At 45.7% G+C, this 12368-nt stretch carries 14 protein-coding genes; 11 read left to right on the forward strand and 3 right to left on the reverse strand.

The window, feature by feature from the left end:
* Positions 1–201: 201 nt before the first annotated feature.
* Positions 202–1779 carry a BCCT family transporter gene (locus tag HLM86_RS09530; protein ID WP_076588854.1) on the forward strand — a complete coding sequence of 526 codons (1578 nt, stop codon included), beginning with the start codon at positions 202–204 and terminating at the stop codon, positions 1777–1779.
* Between the two features lie 65 nt (positions 1780–1844).
* Here the strand turns inward: HLM86_RS09530 and HLM86_RS09535 are convergent, their stop codons facing one another.
* The 3 genes from HLM86_RS09535 to cueR all read right to left on the reverse strand — a co-directional run bounded on the left by HLM86_RS09535 (position 1845) and on the right by cueR (position 4955).
* The gene (locus HLM86_RS09535) at positions 1845–2564 is read right to left on the reverse strand and encodes a 3'-5' exonuclease (protein ID WP_076588853.1); all 720 of its coding nucleotides are present in this window, start codon (positions 2562–2564) and stop codon (positions 1845–1847) included.
* A gap of 7 nt (positions 2565–2571) precedes the next feature.
* Positions 2572–4461: a DUF294 nucleotidyltransferase-like domain-containing protein gene (locus tag HLM86_RS09540; protein ID WP_076588852.1), complete on the reverse strand. Its 1890-nt coding sequence runs from the start codon at positions 4459–4461 to the stop codon at positions 2572–2574.
* Positions 4462–4568: 107 nt separating this feature from the next.
* A complete protein-coding gene (gene cueR, locus HLM86_RS09545; protein WP_076588851.1) occupies positions 4569–4955 on the reverse strand; it encodes a Cu(I)-responsive transcriptional regulator in 387 nt (128 codons plus the stop codon).
* Positions 4956–5231: 276 nt separating this feature from the next.
* On the opposite strand from cueR, the gene HLM86_RS09550 reads away from it, so the two are divergent.
* The 10 genes from HLM86_RS09550 (at position 5232) to HLM86_RS09595 (ending at position 12344) form a co-directional block, all read left to right on the forward strand.
* Positions 5232–6428, forward strand: coding sequence for an acetate/propionate family kinase (locus HLM86_RS09550; RefSeq protein ID WP_170882713.1), 1197 nt, complete (start codon positions 5232–5234; stop codon positions 6426–6428).
* Positions 6429–6942: 514 nt separating this feature from the next.
* Positions 6943–8175 carry an AAA family ATPase gene (locus tag HLM86_RS20100; RefSeq protein WP_175579602.1) on the forward strand — a complete coding sequence of 411 codons (1233 nt, stop codon included), beginning with the start codon at positions 6943–6945 and terminating at the stop codon, positions 8173–8175.
* 143 nt (positions 8176–8318) lie between these two features.
* Entirely contained in the window at positions 8319–9650 is a 1332-nt protein-coding gene (locus HLM86_RS09560; RefSeq protein ID WP_170882712.1) for a helix-turn-helix domain-containing protein, read from the forward strand.
* A gap of 191 nt (positions 9651–9841) precedes the next feature.
* Positions 9842–10138 (forward strand): RebB family R body protein, encoded by a 297-nt coding sequence (locus HLM86_RS09565; protein ID WP_076588847.1) that lies wholly within the window; start codon positions 9842–9844, stop codon positions 10136–10138.
* 53 nt (positions 10139–10191) lie between these two features.
* Positions 10192–10461 carry a RebB family R body protein gene (locus HLM86_RS09570; protein ID WP_076588846.1) on the forward strand — a complete coding sequence of 90 codons (270 nt, stop codon included), beginning with the start codon at positions 10192–10194 and terminating at the stop codon, positions 10459–10461.
* A gap of 23 nt (positions 10462–10484) precedes the next feature.
* Complete coding sequence (locus HLM86_RS09575; protein WP_076588845.1) at positions 10485–10751, forward strand: RebB family R body protein; 267 nt, start codon at positions 10485–10487, stop codon at positions 10749–10751.
* Positions 10752–10852: 101 nt separating this feature from the next.
* Positions 10853–11119: a RebB family R body protein gene (locus tag HLM86_RS09580; RefSeq protein ID WP_076588844.1), complete on the forward strand. Its 267-nt coding sequence runs from the start codon at positions 10853–10855 to the stop codon at positions 11117–11119.
* Between the two features lie 69 nt (positions 11120–11188).
* The gene (locus tag HLM86_RS20320; protein WP_217702151.1) at positions 11189–11407 is read left to right on the forward strand and encodes a RebB family R body protein; all 219 of its coding nucleotides are present in this window, start codon (positions 11189–11191) and stop codon (positions 11405–11407) included.
* Between the two features lie 18 nt (positions 11408–11425).
* Positions 11426–11911 carry a RebB family R body protein gene (locus tag HLM86_RS09590; protein WP_076588842.1) on the forward strand — a complete coding sequence of 162 codons (486 nt, stop codon included), beginning with the start codon at positions 11426–11428 and terminating at the stop codon, positions 11909–11911.
* 76 nt (positions 11912–11987) lie between these two features.
* Positions 11988–12344: a hypothetical protein gene (locus HLM86_RS09595; RefSeq protein ID WP_076588841.1), complete on the forward strand. Its 357-nt coding sequence runs from the start codon at positions 11988–11990 to the stop codon at positions 12342–12344.
* Positions 12345–12368: the final 24 nt, after the last annotated feature.

Raw genomic sequence — 12368 nt, forward strand, 5'->3', positions numbered from 1 at the left:
TGAGTAAATAGTGGTCGCTCAGAGATTGAATTGACCAAAAAACAAGCAAATAGCCATGATTAACTGGATTCTTCTCAGGCTAAGCGTACAATGATGAAGTTTTATTACGTCTAGACGTGGTCACAATTTGCTTCTATCACTAAAGATTTTTCACCATGATGAAGGATGGGTTAGGGAAGATGATTCATCAAGAGAGGAAAGATGACGAAAGGTATTGATAAGTACAGTATCGACAGTACCGATTACACGATTGGTCAAGATAATGTACAAAAGTGGGGGTTTGACGTTCACAACCCCGTGTTTGGTGTGAGTGCTGGCTTCATTGGTTTGTTTTTGCTTGCCGCACTTGTGTTTGATGCAGAATCGGCAAAGTCGGTTTTGGATGGCCTCAAATGGCAAATTATCGGCAACTTTGACTGGTTGTTTATTTGGTCAGGCAATATTTTCGTTATATTCTGTCTGGCGTTAATTGTTACCCCTTTGGGTAAAATCCGCCTTGGTGGAGAAGATGCAACCGCAGATTACTCATTTATCTCCTGGCTTTCTATGCTGTTTGCCGCTGGAATGGGCATCGGTTTGATGTTTTGGAGTGTCGCGGAACCTGTTGCCTACTTTACGGGTTGGTATAAAACGCCACTTGGCGTTGAAGCTTACACACCGGAAGCCGCCAAACTCGCGATGGGTGCCACCATGTTCCATTGGGGCCTGCACCCTTGGGCGATTTACGGCGTTGTTGCCTTGTCTTTAGCCTTCTTTGCCTACAACAAAGGTCTGCCTTTATCGATCCGCTCTATCTTCTATCCCATATTAGGGGATAGGGCATGGGGCTGGGCGGGGCATATTGTGGATATCCTCGCGGTGTTGGCGACGTTATTTGGTCTGGCAACGTCATTAGGTTTGGGTGCGCAGCAAGCGGCCAGTGGTATTCACCACGTGTTTGGGATCGAGGCAGGCATGGGGTTACAGGTCGCGGTGATCACCGTGGTGACTCTCCTTGCTGTTGTGTCGGTCGTCCGTGGTATCGACGGAGGCGTTAAGGTCATCAGTAACATTAATATGATCGTTGCGTTCCTCCTTCTGATATTAGTAGCCTTAATTGGTTACGCGGTGGTGTTTGGCAATATAGGCACCACGCTAATGGCGTATGTCGAAAACATCATTCCGCTGAGTAACCCTCATGGCCGTCAAGATGAGGCATGGTTTCAGGGCTGGACCGTTTTCTACTGGGCGTGGTGGATCTCTTGGTCTCCATTTGTTGGTATGTTTATCGCACGCGTGTCTAAAGGCCGTACCGTTCGTGAATTTATGACAGCGGTATTGTTGGTGCCGACGGTCGTCACTCTGTTATGGATGTCGGTCTTTGGCGGGCTTGCCATTGATCAGGTGGTTAACAATGTTGGGGAGCTGGGTGCAAATGGTCTCACCGATGTTTCACTGGCTATGTTCCAAATGTTTGATGTACTGCCGTTTGGTAATGCGCTATCCATCATTGCTGTCATTTTGGTGCTGGTGTTCTTCATTACCTCGTCAGATTCAGGCTCCTTGGTGATCGACAGCATTACCTCCGGCGGCAAAGTGGATGCACCAGTCTTGCAACGGATATTCTGGGCCTTTATGGAAGGAGCAATTGCGGTCGCATTGCTTTGGATTGGCGGTAAAGAGGCGGTCGAGGCGCTTCAGGCTGGAGCGATTTCCACCGCCCTACCGTTTACTATCGTCCTATTGCTGATGTGTGTCAGCTTGCTGATGGGCATGCGCACAGAAAAATACCAGAAGTAACCGTGATGGTAACAAAAGGGACGATTTATCGTCCCTTTTTTGATCCCAGTGACCAAGAGAAATGATCAGGTCCAGATCTGGCTAATGGTGGTTGTCTGGCTATAGTGGTGTGCGATCTGCGCCTGAAGCAATTCGGCAGTCGCCACTGCGTCGGTTAGCGCATGATGGGGTGTGTAGGGCGGTAGCCCATAGCGAGTTCGACTGGCGCCAAGGCGAACTGACTCGGGCTTACGGCCCAAAACACGGTTGAGAATACCGCCATGAAGTCGATGCTGGACGTGGGTTTCAAGTTGCATGGTATCGACAACTGGGAACTCGATGCCTTCATTGATTCGGTCTCGCAGCGCCCAGTCAAAGAACTCACGTTCAATTCGATTAAAATGGACCACCATGATTTTTCCGGCCATTTCTGACAGTATCTGGTCGTAAACGTCGATGAGATCTGGGGCATGGAGAATATCTGAGTGAGTAATACCATGGATGATCACGGACTCTTCTTCAAGCTGCTGACGTGGACGAACGGTCCAATGCTGCGCCTGATTGATAAAAATACGTTGGAGGTTAAATGGCACCGTTCCTATGGTAATGATATCGTCCTGCTCCGCATCAAGGCCTGTGGTTTCAAAATCCATCGCCAAAAACATCACCTCTTCTAACGGTGTTTCTTTGGTGACCACACCTGCTTGATAGTAACGTTGCAAAGCACTGTCTTGAGCGCTTTGCAGTTTACTCGCGAATTTGGCTGGCCAGTCAATGGTCGGTGTACGCATCAATGTCTTAATCATGAGTGATCTACTTAAAATTATTACTGGCCTGATAGCGATACTTCAGAAAATTCTGTGCATTACTGAGGATCTGGAATGCGTCTTTGAGGTTACGTCGTTCAAAGTCAGAAAGGTTTTCAGGCTCAATATTGTTGTCAGGGTCAATTTCATTTTCGACATCGAAAACCTGATGGCGAATCCGAACCATAGAAATAAATTCGAGAGCATCCTTGAGATCACGGGCTTTACCTTTGGGCAGTATCCCCGCTTCATGGATGTCATCGAGCCGTTCAAACGAATTGGTGGATCGGGAGCCGACGGCCAGCGCGTGGACACGAATCAAATCGGCCAGTGGTGCCGTCCCACGGCGTTTTAGGTTGATAGAGTTTTTATGCTGGCCATCTTTTTCCATTACAAAATCTTTAAAGAAGCCTAGCGGTGGTGTTCGGTTCATGGCATTTCTGGCCAAACACGCGAGAAAGCGATTATTCTTACGTGAGCGCCTGACAATAAACCCGTTCAGTTGTTCGGCCCATTTAAGCCGGCCATAGACCCCGACTAAATCAAAGAATATCGAGGCATTAAGCAGGGCTTTGGGGTTGGGATCATCTATCCAATCGGCAAAACAGGTTTCCCACTCACTGCGTGTCATACGCCATTCGGGGTTAGTCGCCATGATGTCGCCAGTGCAATAGCTATAACCGCATTCATTGAGCCCATCGCAGATCTTTTTCGCCAGTGCCGAAAAATAATCATCGTGTTGTTCTTTATCAAACGCGTTGTCGAGAATGATCGCATTGTCTTGATCGGTGACGAGTATCTGCTCATCACGGCCCATGGAGCCGAGCGCGAGAAAACAATAAGGAATAGGAGGCGGCCCCAATTCTTCTTCGGCCAGTTCAATAATGCGTTGTTTAAAGCTCTTGCCGATCACCGACATTGCACTGCCGACCATATGTGAGTTGGCATCTTCGTTAACCATACGAACAAAGCTGTCTTTGACTTGTTCAGATAAGACCGCCAACTCTTCAATCGATTGTTGTTGAAAAATACTACTGACCAGCAGCAACGAATTTTGTGATTCGTAACGAACGATGTCCGTTGCTTCAATAATACCGATCGGTTTTTTGTCTTTTAGGACGGGAAGATGATGAACGTTGTAACGCAGCATCGTCAGCATTGCCTCATACACATAGGCATTGTGATCGAGAGAGATGACCTCTGTCGTCATTACTGTGGAGACCTCGTCGTTGGCATCCAAGCCTTCGGCCAGCACACGGGTGCACAAATCCCGATCGGTAATGATACCAACTAGTGTCGAATTGTCTTCCTCGTTGTCTTCGAGAATATCAGGGTCAATCAAGAGTAAAGACGACACATTTTCTTCGGCCATTTTGATTGCCGCGTTTTGAATGGTCTCCGTTTTTTCTAGGAAAGGCGCTTCTCCTGTGAGCAGAGTACGTACCTTAGACGTGGTCAGATCATTTTGCTCATTGGTGCTGGAGACCGCCTGCCGAAGCCGTGCGTTGTCTTGTACTTCCACAAAATCAGCAAAGCTTTCATGGTTATCGTAAAGCTCCTGAAAGACGGCCTCAGGAATACAATAGAGCAGGGTGTCTTTGGTTGCTTTGGCGGGAAAACGCACCTTGTTGTTGGTCAGCAAGCCCATTTGACCAAATAAAGCCCCGACATCGAGCCTGTTGTATAGCTCACCTTTACGCCGATACACTTCGATGACGCCGCTGCGAACGACATACAGATCGTGAATTTCATCGCCAAAATGGATGACTGGCGTGTCCTCACGAAAATAGGAAATTTCAACATGCTTGGTGACAAAGTTAAGCACATCATCCTCCAACTCATCAAAAGGGGGGTGTTGGGAGAGGAAATTTTTTATTTCGAGCAGTTCTGCTTCCATGAAGACATCCGAGGTAACCTTATCGTCACACAATATTACATCATCTGCCGAAGCAGTTCATGGTGGCCAATTGAAAAGATTAAAAAAACCGTTGGCTAAGGCGCCTTTTACTTAGTCAGGTCTTCGATAATGGGGCATTGGCTGTTTTCATCGCCAGGGCATGCCGATACCCATTGTTTAAGTTGGCCTTCCATTTCCCTCAGTTCACAGATTTTAACTTGGATTTCCTTGAGTTTTTCCTCGGCTCTGGCTTTGACTTCTCGGCTGGTTCGACGTGGATCATTTGCCAACTCAACGAACTCTTTGCATTCAGCTAAAGCAAAGCCGGCGTTCTTTGCTCGTGAGACTAACTTCAGCTCGGCGACATGGTGATGGTTGTATTCCCGATACCCTGAATCACTGCGCGCGGGTGAAGAAATGATTCCTTTTTTCTCATAAAACCGGATCGATTTACTGGAAAGCCCCGTAAGTTTTGCAACTGAACCAATATTCATGATTGACCTTTATTCCTTAGATAAAAAATACTTCAATGCCAGACCTTGTTTTACTCTGTTTTGTATCAGGATGCTACTCAGTTATCCAATAGTGTTAGCGTGTCGGGAAATGGCACCATCCCAGCGTGATATTTGCTTTGGGTCAACAAAAAATCGTGATGATAGTGATAATATTTAAAATAAAGTTGAATAATTAAAAAAATGTTGAATAATGTAACCCGTTCAATTGGAAGCAAACTGCTTCGAAAACTTGCTCTAAAACAGGAGGCATACTTTATGTCTAACTCATTTGTGTTGGTGATAAACTCCGGCAGTTCTTCGCTCAAATTTGCCGTTATCGATTCTGTCACTGGGACAGCCGCTCTCAGCGGACTAGGGGAATGTTTTGGCCTTCCTCAAGCCACACTCAGTTGGAAACATAATGGTGAGAAGACCGAACAGGCCATCACCGCCGAAGAGCACCATCATCAGCACGCCATTGACCGTATCGTAGGCTTGATTGAAGAATTGGGTTACCGTGATGCTTTAGTCGCTGTGGGTCATCGCATCGTTCATGGCGGCGAAAAATTTACCGAGACCGTGCGTATTAATGATGAGGTGTTGGCAGAAATTGAACGTCTGTCTGATCTGGCGCCTTTGCACAACCCCGCCGGTGCCAAGGGCATCAAAGCGGCCATGCAGGCGTTTTCCAGCTTGCCTCAGTTCGCTGTGTTTGATACCGCTTTTCATCAGACCATGCCTGCGAAAGCCTTTACTGGGTCCATCTCTCACCAGTTATATAAAGACTACGGTATTCGCCGTTATGGGTTTCACGGTACCAGTCATTATTTTGTCAGTCGTGAAGCGGCCAAACTGTTGGGTAAACCCGTCGAATCGGCCAGTTTTATCTCAGTTCATTTAGGCAATGGCGCCTCAGTCTGTGCTATTAATAAAGGGCAATCGGTCGATACGTCAATGGGCTTTACACCATTGGCTGGGTTGATGATGGGCACTCGTTCTGGTGATTTGGACCCAGGCATTATTGAATTCTTGATGAAAAAAGGTTGGAGTCAGGAGCAGGTGTTTGAGACGTTAAATAAGAAATCTGGTTTTCTTGGTGTCTCGGGCCTGACATCGGACGCTCGTGGCATTCTTGAGGCGATGGAAAACGGCCACCAAGGGGCCAAACTCGCGTTCGAAGTCTTTACCTACCGAGTGGCCAAATACATTGGTTCGTACCTAATTCCGCTTGATAATCTAGACGCAATCATCTTCACGGGGGGCATCGGAGAAAATGCCTCGGACATTCGCCGTGAAATCCTCAACAGCCTAAAATTACTCGGTTTTGTTGAAGACCAACCCGCCAATCAGGCGGCTCGTTTTGGTGCGAGCGGTATCATTGCGTACTCCTCGTTGCTGGATGCGGCTGCCATGGTGATCCCAACCAATGAGGAATTTGTTATTGCTCAGCAGTCGGTCGCACGGCTCGGCTAATTCTTTTTAATCTTGTGAGGAGCCGATTCTTAAAGCAGAATCGGTTTTGTTGTTTTCGGATAATTAGGTTTACTCGACGTCATGTAATACTTTAACAGCAACTCTAGCGTGCTCTTGGCCGCTATTTTTTCAAACAACGATTCTATGAATGTTGTTTTTATTGTGGACCACGAAATCTCATCATAATAAAACATTCATCGCCAATAAAACGAGAAAATTATTGAATAGTGATCGTGATATGCCTTATTGCGAGTCAAGCGAAAATGTTACTAAATGAATGTTAGATAACATAATTTGAACGGAATAGTGCCAATGTCTCATATAAATACAGTTTCATTTGTGTCGGTTTTCTATGTCACGTTTTATACCCTCTTTGGCACTAAACGGATGAGAAAGTTGAATAATACACAACATGGTCGTGTACCATTAAATCGCCATTTACTAAAGCGATTGAGAAAAAAATGGACTGAGTCAAGAGAAGCTAGCCGAGCAGTGCAGGGAGCGCAGGCTCTCGGTGTCGATTGGCTCAATTAAGCGCGCGGAAGCAGGAAAGAACGTTTTATACAGAACCGTTTCAAGCTTAGCTTATTTTTTTAACGTATCGGTAGCGGCGCTTATTGATGAAGTGCCTAGCTCACTTTGGGAGTATTCAACTCAGCAGTATCCTGAAATTACGCCATGTTTAGGACGAACTTATGAGTTAAGTCAACTTCAGCTTCTGCATCAACTATCGGCAAAAAGTCGACAAAGTGCTTGTATATATGGTGCTTCAGGGGTTGGAAAAACAAATTTAATTTCTCACTTTCTACGTGCGACGAATGAAGGCAGAAAGTACAGTTTATATGTCTGTGCGATGAAGGAAAGACCATTCTTAGCGCATTTGATACGAGTGGTGTTGAACCTTTCAGAAAAACTGGATGATGACAGGATACGGTTAACGCTGAATAAAATCGTTCAATCACCGCCGGTTTACTTTCATTTACTAAAGCTCATGGGGTTACCGTTAAGCAGAGCTGAAACGGCCGCATTAGAGGGGCTAACGAGTAAAAGGCGCAATGATACTGACGTATTGGCATTAATGGTGCTCATTCAAAGCCTCAAGGAAAGAAATACCGCAATACTCGTGATTGATGGGCTACAGAACCTCGACTCTAGAGAGATTGCGATAGTACAGCGACTAATACAGCACACACAGAGCCTTCCTATTTTTATCCTTCTGGCCGCGACGTACCCGTTGCTTTCGTCACCATTAGCGTGTGTGTTACAGAGCGCCTACCTCATTCCATTGAAATCGCTTGATGACTCGGCAATGACTGCCGTCGCGGATTCTATCCCTTTTAGTTGCCCAATAAATGGCAACCCTAACTCTCATAAAGCCAACGCAATTTCTCGTTCTCAAGGAAACCCTAGAATACTAAAGGCTTTGTTAATGTCACCACATCCCGTACCCCCGGAATTAGTTCAGATGGTCCAAAAACGGATCACAACGCTCAATAGCTTAGAGACCAAACTGCTGTACTTTCTTGTCTCTATTGGTCAAAAGATCGATATAGATGAGATAGACCAATACCTAGATAGCTGCAGGCTTACTGGTATTCATCAACTGAATACGTTGGTGTCTGCTGGCTTTCTTGTTCCACTGGCTGACGCCTACCAATTCCAATACAAAGTAATATGGGAGGCATTACGGGTTCACGTACGTCAAGAGCGTGCTAATGAGGTCAAGAGTTTACATCAGGCGTCTTAAGTGATCCGAAAGTGATCCGTTATTTACCCCCTGATTTCGTTAATTTTTCCATAGAGACGCAGTGCGATTGGTTTATCGGATGTTGTAGCAGAATAAACTCGCACTCCTTTTTCTTTAACTCATATGGTGACGGAGAAATAACGATGAATCGAATGAAGGAAAAGACAGGGAAGCGCCAACTCTTTAAGAATTTATGGGTAGGTGACAGCACATTTATACAATTAACGCATCAACGACTTGCCTCTATGGCAAAAAGCCAAATACCTGTACTCATTCTTGGTCAGACTGGTACAGGAAAAAGAGTGGCGGCTCACGCACTCCACGAAGGCAGTGACAAAAGCAGCGCACCGTTTGTTTGCTTTCGCAGCCAGTGGCTGAATGATGATAGTTTTGCTCAAAAGTTAGAGGAAGAGATAAAAGCAGCGCAAGGGGGAAGTGTCTATATTGCCGATATCGACACCCTGACAAGCGATAATGCCAAAGCATTAAAAGCGATTTGGCCACGCTTTGACGGCTTAAATGCAAACGTGCGACTAATCGCAAGTACAACTCGCTTGCCCTTTTTAGAAGATGGGCTAGGTGAGGGAGAGTGTGATAATCAAAACAACTTGTTCCTAAGGTGGTTACACTACCATTGCTTAAATATACGGTTACCGACACTTGCTGAAAGAGAATCGGATATAGAGGCACTGGTGCAATGGTATCAACAATCGGATCCCCAAATTGCTCAGTTATCTTTTCAAGACTGTGCATGGGAAGTGTTAAGGCGTTACGCTTGGCCCGCTAACGTAAAACAACTCAAAAGGTGTCTCGACAAATTAGCCATGCAAGCGGAGTCTACCATCATCAATCGCGAGGTCTTATTAAACTGTTTTCCAACCATGGTGAGTACGAAGTCCAAAAGTGAAAGCACGGCGGATATAACGAATATAAACGCAAGGAGGCAGAAGCCGTATTTAAAAATAGATAACCAAATCAGTTCCACTAATGGGTCATCACTTCTAGCCGAACGCTCAATGATGTTCAATCAGGAGACCAACGAAAATCGGTTGGGTGGGAGCCCCAAAAGCCACCCTAGTTTAAATAAAGCCATCAGCTATCTTTATAACAACTTCAAACTCCCCCTCACCATGGAAGAGCTGGCTGGGCAAGCTTGTATCAGCCCATCTCACCTATCGTATTTATTTAAGATCTATTTGGGTATGTCTTTTAAGCAAGTCTTACTTCGGCTACGTATTGTCAAGGCAATGGAAATACTGTCAGAAAACCCTAATCGTCATGTGACTCAAGTGTGTGATGATGTTGGATTTTCGGACTTAAGCTTCTTTGTTCGCAAATTTAAAGCAACGGTCGGAATTAGCCCCGGCGTCTATAGAGACCAGTTTTCCCACACTGAAACAAGCCGGGAGTTGCTCGCTTTGGTTGATGACCTCGCACACCCTTTATTGCTATCTCAGACCTCAAACGTCAAGTAGTCCATAGAAAATTAGATATACCAATGGTGGGAAGATTGGTACCAACTTGAAACGATATGCTACCAATTTTTTTGTATCTGATTTTATTAATATATCTTCATCGTTTGGAGTTAATAGGCGTACCGATTTCAAACTAAATAACGATAGCAACAAAAATATTCAATTTAGACCAACCAAAGCGAGGCAAAAATATGGCATTTCCAACAGCGGTCAATGACCAAATTACCGATTCCGTTACTCAAGCAAACGTCAAAGTACTCGGCGATGCACCTGCAATGTCAATGGGGAATTTGTTTCAAGCGACATCACAAGCATTGGGTAATGCGGCGCACAATGCCACATTGGCTCAACAACAGTCCGCTATTACGGCTCAGGCTGCCACTACGATGGGTGTGACGACATTGTATTCCATTGATACGGCAAGTACGTCAGTCGGGACCAAATCAATACTGACACCAGCATCGACGAAAGTCGCGGGTTTAGGTTAAACAAATCCCACAAGTTAGTCACTCTTTGTAATCAAAATAGAAAGGAAAAATAAATGGCATTTCCAACCGCAGTCAATGACCAAGTTACCGATTCCGTCACACAGGCCAACGTCAAAGTACTTGGCGACGCACCCGCAATGTCGATGGGGAACCTTTTTCAAGCCACTTCTCAAGCATTAGCAAACGCAGCACACAATGCCACTATGGCCCAGCAACAGGCTGCGATCACCGCGCAAGCGGCAACGACCATGGGAGTGACGACACTCTACTCAATTGACACTGCAAGCACCGCCTTTGGAACGAAAGAAATATTTGGCAGTTAATGATAGTCGAATGAGGTATCACGATGGCATTTCCGACAGCAGTAAATAGTCAAATTACAGATTCAGTTACACAAGCGAATGTAGAAGTGCTGGGGACTGCACCTGCTATGGCAATGAGTAACTTATTTCAAGCAACCTCACAAGCTCTAGCGAATGCAGCACACAATGCAACTACAGCACAGCAACAAGCAAACATAACAGCGCAAGCTGTAACAACGGCAGGGGTAAACCTTCTGTATGCAGTCGACACTGCGTCCACTGCTGTGGCGACGAAAAAGGTCGTTGGTTAGCACTTGACGAAGTGACTTACCAAAGCTTTGACATCGCGGCAAGCAGACAAACCCGCGGCACATTAGCCGCATTAAATTAAATGTTAAAAAAGGAAGATATTATGGCATTTCCAACAGCAGTAAACAGTCAAATTACAGACTCAATTTCACAAGTAAACACCAAGGTTTTGGGCGATGCACCAGCGGTTGCGACAGGCAATTTTATGATTGCAACCAGCCAGGCTTTGTCTAATGCCGCTCACAATGCGACAAGCAGTCAGCAAAATAATGGGGTTACGGCACAAGCTGCGCTGGTGACGGGTGTTAACACCATGTTTGCAATGGACGTTGCATCAGCCGCGGTCGGTACAAACAAGATCTACCAATAGGTTAGTGACTTTGGCGATATTAGAGGTCCCCTTTAATATCGCCTTTCTGAAACCATGGGAGAAGGGTCAGTGATCGCTCAATATGAAGAAAGTATCGCCGTCGCACCTTCATTGTCTATGGCGGTGACCGATGTCGTTATGGCAAATACTATCGGACTTATCATGGAAAATGCGGCGAATAACGAATCGCATTCACAATCGATCCAAAATGCATGTGTAAACCAGTGTTGCGTACTGATGCTGAATGCCACCGCGTCTGGGATTGTGCATGGATTAAAAGCGCCTTAAAAACATCAGGAGAAAAATATGAGTTCAGTTAACGATCAAGTAACAGATTCAGTCAGTCAAATTCATACATTACTTACAGGCGGCGCGCCATCTCAAGCGATGGGAATGCTTGATGTGGCTGGAACAGAAACTCTCGGCATGACCATGTTTAATGCTGTGACTGCGCAGCAGAACTCGCAAACTTCGGCAGGGGCGGCACTTAACGCGAGCTGTGCAAAAATACTGAAAACAGAAATTGCGCCACCACCGCCATCTAAATCGAAGGAAGATCTGAAATTGGAGCTACAAAAGCTGGAAATCGAGGAAGAAAAACTCGTCTCCAGTTTAGCGTGCCAAACCATCGTAGAACTGAGAAAAACCAATAAATTGATTACTCAGACTTCTATAGCAGAAGCGTTTAAGTTGGCCTGTCGTGATGTCGAAAAAGACATTAAAGATGAACAAAAACCTCTATTTGTTCTCGCAAAGAAAAACTTGCAAACGAAGATCAATAAGATTGTCTAGCGCTCGTAGGATGGCTTTTATGCACTTTAGTAAAGGCATCTAGCGCGACAATAATGTTCAACATAGGAGAATCACAATGGAAGACAAGCAAGGTGTGAATACTCAAATTGTAGACACCGTCAACCAAGTCCAAGAGGCGACGTTAACGGGCAATGTGATAAAAGCGTCGGGGACAGGCAAAGCGCTTCAGTCCATATCACAATCCTCAGCCATCGCGGTACAGGATGCCACGGACAATCTAAGAAACATCAACACCATGGCCACGACAGCAATGGGGGTGGCACTATCGCAAATGCTGGCAACGGGTCAAACAAAGCCCTACTCCGATATTTTGGAACAAGTGAATACCTTAGTTCAGCAGAGCACAACAAACTTTACCAATGTCGGTGAAGGTGCAAGCAAAGTTCTGCAAGAATTTTCCAACGGCCTTTAGTGACATGTGAGCAAATAGGAGTGG

The sequence above is a fragment of the Vibrio ostreicida genome (assembly GCF_013074385.2).
Classification (GTDB): domain Bacteria; phylum Pseudomonadota; class Gammaproteobacteria; order Enterobacterales; family Vibrionaceae; genus Vibrio; species Vibrio ostreicida.

Coding starts and splice junctions, on each gene's coding strand:
- HLM86_RS09550 (WP_170882713.1), top strand. CDS start 5,232: ATGTCTAACTCATTTGTGTTGGTGATAAACTCCGGCAGTTCTTCGCTC.
- HLM86_RS09540 (WP_076588852.1), bottom strand. CDS start 4,461: ATGGAAGCAGAACTGCTCGAAATAAAAAATTTCCTCTCCCAACACCCC.
- HLM86_RS09580 (WP_076588844.1), top strand. CDS start 10,853: ATGGCATTTCCAACAGCAGTAAACAGTCAAATTACAGACTCAATTTCA.
- HLM86_RS09565 (WP_076588847.1), top strand. CDS start 9,842: ATGGCATTTCCAACAGCGGTCAATGACCAAATTACCGATTCCGTTACT.
- HLM86_RS09570 (WP_076588846.1), top strand. CDS start 10,192: ATGGCATTTCCAACCGCAGTCAATGACCAAGTTACCGATTCCGTCACA.
- HLM86_RS09560 (WP_170882712.1), top strand. CDS start 8,319: ATGAATCGAATGAAGGAAAAGACAGGGAAGCGCCAACTCTTTAAGAAT.
- HLM86_RS09590 (WP_076588842.1), top strand. CDS start 11,426: ATGAGTTCAGTTAACGATCAAGTAACAGATTCAGTCAGTCAAATTCAT.
- HLM86_RS09535 (WP_076588853.1), bottom strand. CDS start 2,564: ATGATTAAGACATTGATGCGTACACCGACCATTGACTGGCCAGCCAAA.
- HLM86_RS09575 (WP_076588845.1), top strand. CDS start 10,485: ATGGCATTTCCGACAGCAGTAAATAGTCAAATTACAGATTCAGTTACA.
- HLM86_RS09595 (WP_076588841.1), top strand. CDS start 11,988: ATGGAAGACAAGCAAGGTGTGAATACTCAAATTGTAGACACCGTCAAC.
- HLM86_RS09530 (WP_076588854.1), top strand. CDS start 202: ATGACGAAAGGTATTGATAAGTACAGTATCGACAGTACCGATTACACG.
- cueR (WP_076588851.1), bottom strand. CDS start 4,955: ATGAATATTGGTTCAGTTGCAAAACTTACGGGGCTTTCCAGTAAATCG.